At 30.5% G+C, this 15,201-nt stretch carries 16 protein-coding genes and 2 tRNA genes; 5 read left to right on the forward strand and 13 right to left on the reverse strand.

Translation table 11 applies throughout. The features are described from left to right. Nucleotides 1–71 precede the first annotated feature (71 nt). The 9 genes from hisI to Mjas_RS05015 all read right to left on the reverse strand — a co-directional run bounded on the left by hisI (nt 72) and on the right by Mjas_RS05015 (nt 8,384). The gene (gene hisI, locus Mjas_RS04975) at nt 72–455 is read right to left on the reverse strand and encodes a phosphoribosyl-AMP cyclohydrolase (RefSeq protein ID WP_421077097.1); all 384 of its coding nucleotides are present in this window, start codon (nt 453–455) and stop codon (nt 72–74) included. A 77-nt stretch (nt 456–532) separates the two neighbouring features. After that, on the reverse strand, nt 533–1,693 hold the full coding sequence (hemA, locus tag Mjas_RS04980; RefSeq protein ID WP_421077098.1) for a glutamyl-tRNA reductase: 1,161 nt from the start codon (nt 1,691–1,693) through the stop codon (nt 533–535). A gap of 14 nt (nt 1,694–1,707) precedes the next feature. Next, entirely contained in the window at nt 1,708–2,328 is a 621-nt protein-coding gene (locus tag Mjas_RS04985; protein WP_421077099.1) for a precorrin-2 dehydrogenase/sirohydrochlorin ferrochelatase family protein, read from the reverse strand. Nucleotides 2,329–2,436: 108 nt separating this feature from the next. Then, a complete protein-coding gene (locus Mjas_RS04990) occupies nt 2,437–3,525 on the reverse strand; it encodes a glycosyltransferase family 4 protein (RefSeq protein WP_421077100.1) in 1,089 nt (362 codons plus the stop codon). A 57-nt stretch (nt 3,526–3,582) separates the two neighbouring features. Further along, nucleotides 3,583–4,185, reverse strand: coding sequence for a DUF655 domain-containing protein (locus Mjas_RS04995; RefSeq protein ID WP_421077101.1), 603 nt, complete (start codon nt 4,183–4,185; stop codon nt 3,583–3,585). A gap of 43 nt (nt 4,186–4,228) precedes the next feature. Next, nucleotides 4,229–5,476: an RNA-guided endonuclease InsQ/TnpB family protein gene (locus Mjas_RS05000; RefSeq protein ID WP_421077102.1), complete on the reverse strand. Its 1,248-nt coding sequence runs from the start codon at nt 5,474–5,476 to the stop codon at nt 4,229–4,231. A gap of 328 nt (nt 5,477–5,804) precedes the next feature. Further along, complete coding sequence (locus Mjas_RS05005) at nt 5,805–6,128, reverse strand: RNA polymerase Rpb4 family protein (protein WP_421077103.1); 324 nt, start codon at nt 6,126–6,128, stop codon at nt 5,805–5,807. A gap of 354 nt (nt 6,129–6,482) precedes the next feature. After that, nucleotides 6,483–6,779 carry a 50S ribosomal protein L21e gene (locus Mjas_RS05010; RefSeq protein WP_421077104.1) on the reverse strand — a complete coding sequence of 99 codons (297 nt, stop codon included), beginning with the start codon at nt 6,777–6,779 and terminating at the stop codon, nt 6,483–6,485. Nucleotides 6,780–6,977: 198 nt separating this feature from the next. Then, nucleotides 6,978–8,384, reverse strand: a complete 1,407-nt coding sequence (locus tag Mjas_RS05015) for a tRNA pseudouridine(54/55) synthase Pus10 (RefSeq protein ID WP_421077105.1) — start codon at nt 8,382–8,384, stop codon at nt 6,978–6,980. A 330-nt stretch (nt 8,385–8,714) separates the two neighbouring features. Here Mjas_RS05015 and Mjas_RS05020 point away from each other — a divergent pair, with 330 nt between their 5' ends. From Mjas_RS05020 to npdG, 4 genes are all read left to right on the forward strand, one after another. Continuing rightward, nucleotides 8,715–9,071, forward strand: coding sequence for a UPF0058 family protein (locus Mjas_RS05020; protein ID WP_421077106.1), 357 nt, complete (start codon nt 8,715–8,717; stop codon nt 9,069–9,071). A 92-nt stretch (nt 9,072–9,163) separates the two neighbouring features. Then, entirely contained in the window at nt 9,164–10,537 is a 1,374-nt protein-coding gene (gene cca / locus Mjas_RS05025; protein WP_421077107.1) for a CCA tRNA nucleotidyltransferase, read from the forward strand. A 111-nt stretch (nt 10,538–10,648) separates the two neighbouring features. Continuing rightward, nucleotides 10,649–11,485, forward strand: coding sequence for a sugar phosphate isomerase/epimerase family protein (locus tag Mjas_RS05030; RefSeq protein WP_421077108.1), 837 nt, complete (start codon nt 10,649–10,651; stop codon nt 11,483–11,485). 70 nt (nt 11,486–11,555) lie between these two features. After that, nucleotides 11,556–12,227, forward strand: a complete 672-nt coding sequence (npdG, locus tag Mjas_RS05035) for an NADPH-dependent F420 reductase (protein ID WP_421077109.1) — start codon at nt 11,556–11,558, stop codon at nt 12,225–12,227. A 10-nt stretch (nt 12,228–12,237) separates the two neighbouring features. On the opposite strand, the gene Mjas_RS05040 is transcribed toward npdG, so the two are convergent. The 4 genes from Mjas_RS05040 to Mjas_RS05055 all read right to left on the reverse strand — a co-directional run bounded on the left by Mjas_RS05040 (nt 12,238) and on the right by Mjas_RS05055 (nt 14,880). Then, nucleotides 12,238–12,687 carry a flavodoxin family protein gene (locus Mjas_RS05040; protein ID WP_421077110.1) on the reverse strand — a complete coding sequence of 150 codons (450 nt, stop codon included), beginning with the start codon at nt 12,685–12,687 and terminating at the stop codon, nt 12,238–12,240. 31 nt (nt 12,688–12,718) lie between these two features. After that, complete coding sequence (locus Mjas_RS05045; RefSeq protein ID WP_421077111.1) at nt 12,719–14,071, reverse strand: signal recognition particle protein Srp54; 1,353 nt, start codon at nt 14,069–14,071, stop codon at nt 12,719–12,721. Between the two features lie 35 nt (nt 14,072–14,106). Beyond that, a complete protein-coding gene (locus Mjas_RS05050) occupies nt 14,107–14,667 on the reverse strand; it encodes a UbiX family flavin prenyltransferase (protein WP_421077112.1) in 561 nt (186 codons plus the stop codon). A 128-nt stretch (nt 14,668–14,795) separates the two neighbouring features. Continuing rightward, nucleotides 14,796–14,880, reverse strand: a tRNA-Leu gene (locus Mjas_RS05055). Between the two features lie 127 nt (nt 14,881–15,007). Between Mjas_RS05055 and Mjas_RS05060 the strand changes: the two genes are divergently transcribed. Next, a tRNA-Met gene (locus tag Mjas_RS05060) sits at nt 15,008–15,125 on the forward strand. The last annotated feature ends 76 nt before the right edge of the window (nt 15,126–15,201 follow it).

Below are 15,201 nucleotides of genomic sequence, written 5' to 3' on the forward strand. Positions count from 1 at the left end.
TTTAAAAAAGTAATTATTTATTATTTATTTTTATCCTTTATATACTTTTAACATTTTTATTTTATTTTTAATTAGTCCAGCTTATCTCCAACAATGTCTATTTTGTTATTTTCTAAATCAATTTTATAGTGGAAACAGGTGTGGTATCCCTCATGACATGCCCAGCCAGTCTGTTCAACAACAAATAATAAAGCATCTCCATCACAGTCCTTGTAAATTTCTTTAACTTTCTGCACATTTCCACTTTCTTCCCCTTTTCTCCAAAGTTTTTGCCTGCTGGTTGAGTAGTAGTGCATGTATCCTGTTTCAAAGGTCTTTTTTAAAGATTCTTCATCCATAAATGCCGTCATTAAAACATTTTTATCTTCATCTGTGGCTATGGCAATTAATAGTCTTTTTCCATCTATATTTCTAAATTTCAGATTTAAATTTTCAATTATTGAATCCATGTCCATAATATACCTCCCAATTATTAATCTAATGTTATATCAGCATTGAATTTATTAAATAGTAGTATAAATTTATTCTCTAATTATTTTTTAATTAATTCACTCACCATGTTTTTGAGAGTTTCTTTATCGACACAATCGCCATGGACAAATTTAACGAAGTCATGAATTATTCTTTTTGCAAAAACCTCTGAAAATTTTTCTAAAACCTTTTCCGGCTCTTTTCCGTTTTCCATCATTTTTAGTGCTTTTTCGAGCTCCTTTTTTCTTATATGTTCAACATAATTATCGTAATCTTTTATAATGCCCTCAACATTAAGTTTTTTCAACTGCTTTAAAAGAAGCCGGAGCTCATTCTCAATAATATTCTCAACAATGGGTATTTCATTTTTTCTCTTTTTTAGGTTTTCATCAGATACTAGTCTTAAATCGTCAATGGTGTATAATATAATATTTGGGAGCTCCCTAACATTATCATCTACATCCCTAGGGTTTGCAATATCTACAATTATCTTTTTTCCTTCAATGTCTTTAAGATTTGATTTATCCAATATGTGGTGTGGAGAAGCTGTGGCACAGATAATTATATCGCTGAAGTTCAATGCCTCTTTAAGTTTGTCAAAATGAACAGCTATACCCTTTAACTCGTTTGCAAGTCGTTCTGCTCTTTCATAAGTTCTGTTTGCAACCACGATTGCTTTTGTATTTTTTTCAATCAAGGCCTTTGCCACAAGTGTCCCTATTTCACCCGCCCCTATGACTAGTATATTTTTATTTTTCAGACCCACAGTTTTTTCAACGAGCTCGACAGCAGCACTGCCGATGGATACCCCCCCTTTGTTTATTTTTGTTTCCTGTCTAACTCTCTGACCTACATGCACGGCTTTTAAAAATATGGTATCTAAATATTTTGTAGTTTTTCCAAGTTTTTTTGCATTATAATGACTTTTTTTAATCTGGCCGATAATTTGGTCTTCACCAACAATCATGGATTCAAGTCCTGATGCAGTTCTTAGAAGATGTATTATAGCCTCACGACCTTCTAAAACATCAAAACCTTTAAAATCATCTTTTAATCTATCTAAATCCACTACAAAATGAGAGTCAAAATATATTTCGATTCTATTGCAGGTTTGGAGCAAAATACAGTTGTCATATTTTTTGTAGAATTCCTCTTCATCAAACCTTAATTTTTCGAGCTCCGATACAGGATATTTTTTATAATCTGCCATAAATAACAGCATAATTACACCAATTTCTATTTGTATTTATTAATTAATTCTAAAAATTCTCTTTTAAAATCTTCATTTTTAAACACTTCTTCAAGAATTTTTTTCCTATCCTTCTGTGAAGAAATATTGTCTTTTAAAAAATCCCTTAAAGTGTTTTGAATAAGTATTTCATATTCGTGATTCTTTAAATAGTTTTCAACAAGTTTTCTTATATTTTTTGCCATCAATGGACTTTTTCCTTCTGTATATACTGTAAAATATACTCCATCTACATTACAGTAGGCAGGTATTATTATATTAATATCTTTTTCAAAAGTGGATGAGCTGATGAATTTGTTTAATTTTTTTGAAATATTGACTATTCGTTTATTGTTTTTCTCATCAATTGCAGTAATGATAAAATCATATTTTTGAATAATATCTTTTAAATCATCATCTGACATATTGTTTATATCGCAGATTACAAATTCAACATTTCTATAATTATTTTCATATTTATTGATTTCCTCTTGGTCAATATTTTTTGTGTAAATGGTTATTTTATCGGGATTTGCATTTAGAATTTTGTTAAATCTCCTCTTCCCAACATCTCCAAATCCAAAAATACAGACTTTAAATCCTTTTAAATCAACGAACAATGGTATCATGTTATCATTTTTTTATTTTATTTTTCTATTTATCCTATTTTATTTATCGGTTCTTTTATTATTTTTAGTTATTAATTTAATTATTTAATTTGGTATTTGCTTTATCTGTTATCTATTCAGCAGTTCTTTATAAATTCCATCTATCCTTTTTGCAGTTTCTTTCCATGAAAATCTTTTTGAAAATCTCTTCCCATTTTCCCCCATTTTTTTCTTTAAATCCTTATCATCAATTAAAATGTTTATTTTTTCCCTCAATATATTTGGATTTTTTGGTTCAACTAAAAAACCGTTGTAATTATCCTTAATTAATTCAGGAATTCCTCCAACATTTGTTCCAATCGTGGCTTTTCCCGATGCCATGGCTTCAAGCAATACCATTCCAAGACCTTCTGAAATGGAAGGGAGCACTAAGAAACTGCATTTTTTGATATACTCAGAAACTTCTTTCTGGTTCTTTTTTCCAAGAAGTTCAATATTGGATATATTCTCTTTATCGATTTTGTTTTTAATAGCGTCGAATAAAACACCATCTCCGATGAGTTTGAAATTAAAGTCAATATCTTTAACTGCATCAATTAAAATATCAATTCCTTTTTGTGGAACAAATGAACCAACAAAAAGTCCATAACTTTCATCTTCACTGGTATCATAAAATAAATCAAAATCCACGCCGTTATAAACCACTTCTGTTTTATTTCGATAGGATTTTGGCAGTTGATTTTTTAAAAATTCGCTCACACAGATGATTTTATCGCAGTTTTTAATGGCATAATTGAAAAATAGTTTTCCCACGGGATTTTTTGATAGTTTTAATACATCGCTTCCGTGAAGTGTTAATATGTGGGGGATGTTGTATTTGTTTCTTAGGAGAGCTCCTACAAATCCCTGAGGAAATGCGTAATGGCTATGAATTATATCAATATCTATATCATTTAATAACTCTTTTCCAATTTTATATCCTTTGTGAGTATAACTTATTCCCCGAAGTTTTGGAATATAAGGAACCTCGTGTATATGAATATTGTTGATATTAATATTATTATAATTGTTATTACTATTATCTATCCCTTTTGATTTATAATTCAAAATATGAAATTCATAATCTCCAAGGTTATTTAAATTATTTATTATATTTTCAACATGAAAGGTGATTCCTCCCATATATGGATGAAATATTGTAGGCATAAGTATTTTCATAATATCCCTGATTTATAGAATAAAAAATAAAAAAAACAATAATATCAAATGGTAGATTTAGTGTTCCATATGTTGGTGTTCTTTCCATTTAACAAACAAATAGTATTTTTGTGTTTCTTTTAACTCTTCCTCTATTCTTTTTGCAATGGCATCCAATAAATTTCTATGCACTCTCTTTTCAACATCTTCAAAACTTTCAAATGGTTTTACTTCCCTTTCCTCAATTATTTTCCACATAATGGTTTTGCCAATACCTGGAAGGAGTTGAAGAGAATGCATTTTGTTGGTTATTGGTTCGCATTCATTTATAAATTGTATGAATCGTTTTTCATTCTTTTTAATTGCTTCTTTTATAACATAGAATAACTCTGTTTTTGCCGTAGGTGTTAGTTCTTCATATTTTAACATTCTCGAAATATATTCGACCTTATCCCTCTTACCTTTTCCAATATAAACCCTCTCCGCCAATTCAACAGTCTTATCGTCTTTTAACACTAATTCCATTAATACAAATTGTTTTTCACCAAAAGCCTGTGCAATAGGTTTTCGTTGGTGAAGTGGTCTTTTGTCCTCTGGATACCCATATTCAAGAAAATCCAAAACATAGGCGTAGCTCTCAAATTTCCTTTTTTTAGATTTTTTAGATTCATGTCTTTTCATATTATGCACCCTATGACATTCTCTTCGGTTTAATAACCGAAGTTTATAAGGAATAAATCCTTATTGGGTTGCCAAGCCCACTATCCCTATCCTTTGAAGGATTCGGGACTACCTTTTTCAAAATATTCAAAGCACCATTTACATCAGCATTTATTATTAAACCACATTTAGAACAAATATATAGACCTCTATATTTTCTATTACTTTTCTTAACGATTCCACAATTACTACATGTTTGAGAAGTATAAGATTCATTAACCTGTTCTACTGTTATTCCATATCCTACTGCTTTATATTGTATCATCTGAATTAACTTTCCAAAAGGTATTCTGTGTAGTTTTTGATTATTTATTTTCCCTATGTTCATTGAGGTTATTCCTTTGTTCATTTCACCAATTACAATTTTTGAAACTTTATCATTCTTTGCTAATTCTACAATCATTCTACTAACTTTATGAATATAATCTTTGACATAATTTTTTTCCTTTACTGTTAATTTTGATAATCTTTTGGAGGTTTTTAGTTTTTGTTTGGATAAAATAGACATTAGTTTTGCTTTTGTTTTGTTGAACCATCTTAATTTAGATACTAATGTTTTGCCATTGAAAATATAAGGTTGTTTTTCATTCTGTATTACTGTTGTTGCTAAATTCTTAATTCCTAAGTCAATAGCCATTACTTTTTCATTGTTAAATGTTAGTGGGGTTATTTTTTTCTTATAAATCAAATGAAGTATAAAATATCTTTTACCGTAAATATCATGCGGGACTATCTCAACTTCTTTAATTTTCATGGTATTGAGCGATAAGATTTTCGGTAATCTTATCCATAGATACTTGGACTCAATACCATGCTTTTCTTTTAGATAGTTTTTGGTTTGTTTTGAAAGAGATAATCTCAATTTATTGTCTATTATTTTGAATCCGTTCTTTTTCCATTTAACTGGAAAATGACCATCTTTTGGTTGGAATTTAGGTTTTTTAGTATGTTCGGAGCGAAGCGGAGAGCAACGAAAACCTTCGGTTTTCGTATAATGTTTGAAAAAATTATCCCACGCTATTGAAAGTTTTTGACATACTGCTTGTGCTGACTGTGAGTGTAAGTTTTTAAACCAGAAATTGTTCTTCATTTGAACATCTATTTTGTTAGGGTTAATATTTCGTTGCATTACTTCGTAGTTAGATACATTCCATAGTTTTGATGCTGAATAGGTTAAATGGTTTAGGATTGTTAATTGTTCATTGTTTAATTGTCTTGTTATGTTCAGCGTGTGGACTCTTGAAACTTCCAAGCTAAACACCTTTTTGATTATCATATTGTCTAATTATATCAAGTGATACTGTCCCTACAGTTTTTAATAGGTGTTTTTATCTTCATATTTATCACCATGATTTATATGCGCTCTACTCATATATATCTTAAAATAATTATTGATATTATTAATATCATCACCGCTTTAAAAAGCGGTGCTTTCAAATTCAATGGTAAAATATAATAAAATTATGGAATTAAAAATTTAAATTGTCTTTAATTATATAATATATATCATTAATAGAATAAAAACATATTGATTTAAAACAGATATGAAAAAAGTTTTATTTAATAAAACAAAGGTTTTATTATTTATATTGGCTTACAATATCCAATATTTCTTCCGAATTCTTTGGAATATCGGATTTATAGAATATTAACTTTAAATCCTCGGTATCTTCTGGAAGTATATCTGCTATTTTAATTGCTGTTTTTTCATCCAACCCGAGCTCGACCAAATCTTTAACGAGATTTTCTACATCTTCGGCACTCAATCGTGCAAATTTTTCTAAATAATCCAATGCACAGCCGTGCTCATAGGATAACTCGTCAATATTTGCTTTGTCTGTCATTATCTCCTTAGCATGAGATATTGTAATATATCTCTCAGAGATTATTTCTTTTCCTATCATAATAATACCCATCTTAAAAAAAGTATTTTGTATTAATACTGACCTACTCCAACGAGTGAACTCGTTGGGTTCTTTTAGTAGGGTTTAACCCTACACGGGTGGCCAAGCCCACTACCCCTACCCATTAATGGGTTCAGGGCTACGCTATGCACTTCCAACCACTACCAGCGGTAGAGTTTTCACTAACCCTACCCATAGATACTTGGACTGGTAGCGTTACTTACTACTAATCTTCATATATTTATATTTTACTACTTACTAGCCGATATAATGTCCGCCTCTCATCCAACGACTGAAGTCGTTGACTTTCCCGGCGGTTTATCGTAAAATAATTAATAAATATTAATAAAATAATTATGCCTTACATTCTCTAAGGTGCTGTGGTCTAGCGATTATATCTTTGTATTTATTTCCATCTTTTACTCTAACAATAAAGGCACTTCCTCTCTGACCAACAACTGTTCCTGTTTTTCCGTGGAATTTTGGGTGGGGCATACCCTTCTGAACTGATGGGTCGATTATAACATGGACTATTTCTCCTTCTTTATATTCTTTTAGAGCTCTTGTGATTGGAAATAATCCTTTTTCTCTTGGGTGTTTTTTAAGTTTGTATCTTGTTTTACTTCTAAATCCTTCACTTTTTTGTGCCATGTTTATTCCTCCTTTTATGTTTAATGTGTTTCAGTATATAAGCCGTTTAGAGTATATAAATATAATGTATATTACAACGTATTGTTTTACATATAAATATATAATATTCTATAAATAATTTCACTATAATATTTATTCTAACTATAAAAAGTTATTGTTTTTATGTTTTTATTTTATATATATTTTATGATGATGATATTAATTTTCTTCATAATTTTCCATATCATGAACATCCAATACGTCCAGCGTTTTACAGATGCATTTTTTATTTAAAATCTCTGAAACTGACGGGGAAGTTCTTCCCTCATCTCCACTTATGAGCTCCTTTATATACAACCCACCATCGCAGTATAATGTGAGCTCGAAAGTTTTGGAATCTATCCTATTGGCACATGCTTTATATACCTTACGAACTCTTACCAAGTCTGCTCTTCTGTGGGATACTCGTATAGGTGTTCTCTGATTTATAGTTAAGTTTTCAAGTTTCTCCACTAATTTTAAAATTTCGTCATCATACACATCTTCTTCACATTCTACAACAGCGAGATAGGTTTTTTTATGGGGCTCATTTTTGAAGAAAACAACATCTTTTCTAACACCGTAATCTAAATTAAGAATTTCAACCTTTCCACTTTTATTTACTTCCTCTTTAAGTTTTTCCAAATCTGCCTTTCTTATTTTCGGTTCTTTTATTTGGAGAACAAAAGGCCTTCCATTTCCAAGCATTCTAACATCTATATCTTCTCTCCCTGCACCATGGAATGCCTCATCCTTTCCTTTAAATACTTTCATAAAAGGTTCTGCTATTATCTCCTCGACAGATGTGGGGTATTGTTTCCCTGTGTAATTGCATTTTTCGCACCCTTTTCCCCTACAATACCTACAAGGCCAGCGTGTTTGTGGAATGCCCCTTACAAGTTTCCTATATCTTCCTTTTATAAATATGGAATTTATTTGTAGTTTTATTTTTTTATTGTAGGGATTTATCATAATCACAATATCGGGGCTATTTTTATCCACAGTCTTTCCAGTTTTTTCAACGAGAATTTTACCCATGATTCTGTTGAATTCCTGCTTTATGCTCTCCATATATGGTGTTTCAAATTCTTTTTCAAGTTCTTTAATCTCCTTTGGAAGCATGGTTCCAGCTAAGAATGTTTCATATTCGTAATCTTTTAGTAAGTCTATCACTTTTTCTGAAATGATTTCTAAATTTTCCTTATCAAAGATATTTTTACACCAAGGGCATAAATCTAATTTATTTTCCCCCTCTTCTTCATTTATCTCTTCTGGTATATCCACTAACTTTATTTCAGTTAATCCACTTTTGTATATATATTTTAGCTGTCCCTTTATTTCAGTTATTTCTGATGCTATTTTTAGTTTTTCTGTATCAGTTTTTTCTATTTCGTCCGGGTTTCCTGATTCAGTTAATTCATTATATTTTCCCATTAAATTTAGTAATTTTGATTCTAATTCAATTGCTTTTGCAATTTTTAGCGATTTTCCCCTTTCGTAGTTTGATGTATGCAGTAGCTTTGCATAAAGTCTTCCAAAACATCTATGACACAAGGGGTATTTTTTTAATATTGTAATAATGTCCATTGGATAACCTCCTATATAATTAATTATGATTTATGATGGCTAAATAAATGATAATAAATTTGCTAATTACAAATATGATTTAAAAACCTAATTCTAAACTATGGTATATTTATACTATATCTTTACCTTTAATTTACTTTTAAAAAATTTCCATAAAACCCGTTAAATATATGTTTTTATTTATTACTAAATTATATATATCAAAAAATTATATTATATCATCAATTATAAAGAATAATATTTTATTAGATAATAGGTCTCCCTGGTAATTCTAGCCCCTATATAATATTTATATATGTATATACCCACCCCATATGTCGAAGTGATAAAATGCATAAAGAGCAACTTATGGAACTCCATCAATTTTTTGTCCATGTATATCGGGAGCTCGTCCCCAATGAATACAACTGTGAATATATAAAAATTTATGAAGAATTGGATGTTAGGCCCCACCATATCCATAAATTAAAAACTGAACAGAGAGCTGCTATTTTTTTATTGTCTGCATGTATTGCTAATTATTTATCCCATGATGACGATACCGTTTCAAAAAATTTATCTATAAAATTATTGGAAAACGCGTTTAAATATATAAATCCAAAATCAGAAAATATGAAAAAATATATTGGGGAGCATTTAAAGATATTGGAGAATAAAGAATCAGACGATATTGAAAATACCATCTAAATTTTTATTTTTTATTTTTATGCATGATATTTTTTCATAGATTTCATTTTTAATTTTAATAATTTATTTCATAAATATTTGAGAGGGACACCATGGAAAAGGAGAATTTTAAACCAGATGATTTTAACGAGATATTGGATGGGCTATTGAATGATATAGCTCCAAGTAAGGAGGAGGAAATGGAATTAAAAGAATTTTCTGAAAAAATAATAAATGAATTATATGCTGAGATAGACAGTGAAAAATTAAGGAATTTAATTGAAGATATAGTTCAGGTAGGTTCAACTGCTAGAAATACCAATTTAAAAAATGATTATGACATAGATATTTTTATAAGGTTTAAGAAGGATGTAGATAAGGAAGTGTTAAAAGAAACTGTTTTAAAAATTGGTAAAAAGGTAATAGAAAAATTAGATGGTAAATATTGGATAGAATATGCAGAACACCCTTATTTATCTGCAAAGATTGGAAAATACGATATAGATATAGTCCCATGTTATAAACTAAATTGGGGGGAAAATATAATATCTGCGGTAGATAGAACGCCCTTACATAATGAATTTTTAAAGAAAATGTTAAAATCTAAAAAATCAAAATCAAAAAACGCACTGAACAACGATATTCGACTTTTAAAAAAATTCCTAAAAGGTATTGGCATTTACGGCTCTGATTTAAAAACTAAGGGATTTTCTGGGTATTTATGCGAGCTCCTAATAATACATTATGGGGGATTTATAAATACATTAATGGGAGCTCAAAAATGGAGAGTTGGAAAGAGAATAATTTTAGATGAAATATTTAATATTTACAATTTGGATGAAGATTATAAATTTGCCGATTTTAAAGACCCACTTGTAGTTTATGACCCAGTAGATTTAAATAGAAATGTAGCCGCAGCTCTGAGTAAAGAGAATTTTTGCAAGTTTATATTTTATTCTCATCTGTTTTTGAAAAATCCTTCAAAAGACTTTTTTTATGACTATGTTAAAAAAGTAAATGAAAATCTTGATAATAGGGAAAAAGGAGTGTTTATTACATTGGGCATAAAGAGAAACAAGGATATAGTTGATGATATAATATACCCCCAAATGGAAAAACTACAAAAAAGCATCAACAAATTTTTAATTGAAAATGATTTTGAGTTTTTAAGGTATGGAAATTATGCAGATGATGATATGTGTTATTTATCATGGGAATTTTTAGTATGGGAGCTCCCAAATATTAAGCTTAGAGTAGGTCCGCCAGTGTTTAGTAAAAAAGGTGTGGATAACTTTATAAAAAAGAACAGCAAATATTTTGTCAAGGACTGCAATGTCTGTGCCTATATCGAGAGAAATTATAAAAATATATATGAACTCTTTGAGGATATTGTAAGCGGAAAATTAAAAAAGAAAATCACATGCCCCAAGTATGTATCTCCTGAAAATGCCGTAATATTTAAGGGAGTGTATAAAGAAAGGGAATAAATTATAAGAAAGGGATAACTTATTTTTTATTTTACTATTAATTATTCATTATTATATTACAATTATATTATTATTTACATATTTAATTATATTCTTTAATATGGTGATATTATGAAGTTTGGAGTATCTTCTCTTGTGTTTTTACCTGAAACATTGCAGTCATCCATAGAAAAGGTTGCTGAAAATAGGTTTGATTGTTGGGAAATCGTATGTGAAGGCAGTCATCAATTGAGACCTAAAAATGTAAAATATCTTATGGAGTTAAAGAACAGGTATGAAGTGGATATTGTGGTTCATGCTCCATTTTCCGACTTAAATCCAGCTTCAATGAACGACAGGGTAAGGCGGCTAACTATTGATTGTATAATGGAGGCAATTGAAGGGGCATTTGAACTTGATGCAAATGTTGTAACGGTTCATCCGGGATACCTTCCGCCGTTATGGTCAAGCTATGTTGAAGAGCTCCTGGATAATAATTTTTCAACATTAAATGATATAGTTGAGATAGCGGAAGATTATGAGGTTATGATAGGTTTGGAGAATATGCCCAATTATATGGGAGTCTTAGGCATAACTCCTGAGAGTTTGAGAGATATTGTAAAAGATATAGATTCTAAGTATTTGGGTATTACCTTTGATATTGGTCATGCAAATACTGCCTGCGGAAATCCAAGTGAGTATGTTAAAGAATTAAATAAAATAGGAGAGGGCATTGTTCATGTTCATTGCCATGACAACAATGGAAATGATGATGAACATTTAAAAGTTGGAGATGGAAACATTGATTTTTTCAGTGTATTTAGGGAATTAAAAGACATAGGTTATGAGGGTGTTATATCCTTTGAATCCAAAAATATAAGGGATGCAGTTAAAAGCAGAGAGATTGCTAAGGAATTATTATCCGATATTGAGTTAGATGAAAGTAGGGTATTGAATATAAAAATATAAAATATATTATGTAGTATTGATTATAGTTATTGGATATAGTTAAGATTGAGTTATTGAATTTGGTGATAAAATGAAAATAGCAATTTTAGGTGGAACAGGAGACCAAGGTTTTGGTTTAGCACTCAGATTTGCCAAAAATCACGATGTTATAATAGGTTCAAGAAAGAAGGAAAAGGCAGAAGAAGCATCAAATAAAGTAAAGGAAATACTATCTTCAAAGGGAATAGAATATAAAAATATAATAGGTTTAGACAACAAAGAAGCTTCAAAAGAAGGGGATGTTGTTATTTTATCATTGCCATATCAGCACACCATATCAACATTAAAGGATTTAAAAGAAGAATTAGCAGGTAAAATAGTTGTATCTATTGGAGTTCCACTGGCAACGGCAATAGGGGATAAGGCAACAAGAGTGGTTTTACCGCCTCAGGGTTCAGTTGCTGAAATGGTTAAAGATTACTTAAAGAATTCAAAAGTGGTAAGTGCATTCCAAAATGTATGCTGTAAGGAGCTCGAAGATATAGACAACCCTGTGGATTGTGATATACTTGTTTGTGGAGATGACGCTGAATCAAAAAAAGTTGTAATGTCTCTTGCAGAAGAAATCGATGGAGTTAGGGCAATAGATTGCGGAAAATTGGAACTATCAAGCTACATAGAACAAATTACGCCACTTTTAATAGGATTAAATATAAAATATAAATTAAAAGGTTCTGGAATAAGGATAACTGGATTAAAATAATAAAAAATAATTAAATACTATTTTTTATATTTTCAGCAAACTTTTTTGCATTTTCAATATCTTCTTTATTAGGATGTCCCTTATTTTTTCCGCCAATTAATTTAAATACTGAATAATCTTCGTAGCCCTTGCATGAGAATTCTCCAATAATTTTAAATCCCTTATTTTTTAATTTATTTCTTAAAGGCTTGTGATAAATGGATAAATCTATGCCGTATGTAGAGAATATGAATGCCTTTTTGTTCTCCCCTGGAAGTTTATCTACAAGTTTCAAGAGCTTTTTATGATGCTTCCCAAAGTATATTCCAGAGCCAAATCCTATTAAATCGTATTTTTTAATTTCATCAGGGTTTATTTTCTCCGGCTCAACAACATCTGCATTTAAGACCTCTGCCATAGCATCTGCTATTTTTTTGGTGTTGTTGTGGTGGATGGATTTGCATATAATTAAGATTTTCATGATGCCCCCCAAATTGATTGTAAATTGATTGTTATTCTTTAAACATTAACTGCCTCATTATTTTACCCATTGGACCTCCCATTTTAAGCATTTTTCCTCTTTTTAAGTTCTGAAATGCGTTTTTAGTTGTGGCATAATATTTTAGGAGCTCCTTTACCTCCTCCTGCTTAACCCCTGCACCCCTTGCTATTCTCTTCATTCTTGAAGTTTTAATTATCTCAGGGTTTTCTTTTTCCTCCCTGGTCATGGAATCCATTATAATTTTGTACCTTTTCAATTTTTGCTCTGTGAGATTTGCCGCATCTTTTGGAATGGCTCCTCCAAATCCTGGAATCATGCTCATTATTTGTTTCATAGGACCCATTTTAGATATTGCTTCTAGCTGAGAGTATAATTCATTAAGTGTGAATTTTCCCTTTAATATGGCATCTATGCTTTCCTCCGTATCATCATCTATTAAATCCTCTGTTTTTTCAAGAAGTGAGTCTAAATCTCCCATTCCTAAAAGCCTTGAAATAAATTTATTGGGGTCGAATGGCTCCAAATCATCTACATTTTCCCCGGTACCTATGAATTTTATAGGTGCGTTTATCTCTGCTACTGCACTTAGAGCTCCCCCTCCTTTTGCAGAACCATCCAATTTTGTAACAAGTATGCTTCCTATTTCACCGACAGCATCTTTAAATGCCTTTGCCTGGTTTTTCGCCTGCTGTCCAAGTGTTCCATCTATTACAAGTATAATTTCATCTGGATTTACAACATCTTTTATTTGTTTCATTTCATCTAAAAGTCCTTTTTCTTCTTTGTGTCTTCCTGCGGTATCTATTATCAAAACATCCATCTTTTTAAGGTTATTTATTCCATCTTTTGCAATTTCTATTGGAGTCTTTGTTTTTGTTTCATCACCATATAATGGAACATGTATCTTCTCTGCAAGCTGTTTTAACTGCTGGTATGCCGCAGGTCTGTATATATCCGCCGCTATTAATCCTGGTTTTAAACCTCTTTTTTGGATGTATCTTGCAAGTTTTGCGGCACTCGTGGTTTTACCACTCCCCTGAATACCTACAAGTAATATAATTGTCTGTTTTTTTGGGTTTAACTCCAATTTTTGCCCTTCCTCACCAAGTAGTTTTACTAGTTCTTCATAAACAATTTTTATTATATGTTCTTTTTTTGAAAGTCCCTTTGGTATATCCTCATTTATTGCTCTTTTTTCTATCTCTTTACTCATTTTAAATACAAGTTTTACATTGACATCCGCCTGAATTAGTGCCTTTTGGATATCTTTAATTACCTCTTTTATAAGCTTCTTATCTACGAATGTGGCATTTTTTATTTTATTCAATGCGTTGGTAATGTTTTGTCCCAATTTATCAAGCATAATTCCACCTAAATTTTAAATATTATTTATTATAATTATTCTTTCCATCTTTTAAATAAATTGTTTTTTATCCCTAAATTATCCAATATTCTCCCCACTACAAAATTAATGATGTCATCTATTGTTTTTGGTTCATTGTAAAATCCCGGAATTGGGGGCATTACTAAAACTCCTAATTTTGAGAGTTTTAGCATGTTTTCAAGATGTATTGCATTAAAAGGCATTTCTCTTGGCATAAGTATTAATTTTCTTTGCTCCTTTAAAGCTACATCACAAACTCTACATATTAAATTACTACTGTATCCATTTGCTATTGACGATAATGTTTTCATGGAGCATGGAACTACAACAACAGCATCAAATATATTTGAACCAGATGCAACAGGCGAAAAGAAATCGTTATTTTCGTAGTATTCATCGGATAATTTTATAAAATCATCAATTGTAGTTTTTAACTCATGTTTTATTATTTCTTTTGCTGAGTTGGAAACTATTAGACAGGTTTTTACATTTTCGTTATCCTTTAAAACTTCAAGAAGTCTTTTAGCATAGTGAGCTCCGCTTGCACCACTTACACATACCACTATTTTTTTCATGTTATTTCTCCAATAATTATGTAATTATATATTGTATAAAATGGAGTATTATTTTTATATAAAATTACTTATTTGTTGAAGTATACTTATATATTAAAATAAATAAATATTATCTTCGCAAAAAATAGTGCGGGGGAAGGGATTTGAACCCTCGAACCCCTACGGGACTAGGCCCTCAACCTAGCGCCTTTGGCCAGACTTGGCAACCCCCGCTCACTTACTATGGTTTTGCGGTTTAAAAACGCATAGTGTAGTTTTACATAATAGTATATAAACCTTTCGGCGAAAAGTATATATATGAGATATTATTATCTAAGGATGCGTTCAATAATTTAATAATGCCGAGGTGGCTTAGGCTGGTTATAGCGCTCGGCTCATACGGATATTCCCAAGGGGTTTTATATCTCCTTGGGTCCTGGGAAACCGAGAGGTCGGGGGTTCAAGTCCCCCCCTCGGCATTTTTTATATGCTTATTGATTTATAGGTTTAAATATTTAATTAGTTGTTTAAAAAAAATAAAGAATAAAAAAATAG

The sequence above is a fragment of the Methanothermococcus jasoni genome, assembly GCF_049075655.1.
GTDB lineage: Archaea > AGJL01 > Methanococci > Methanococcales > Methanococcaceae > Methanofervidicoccus.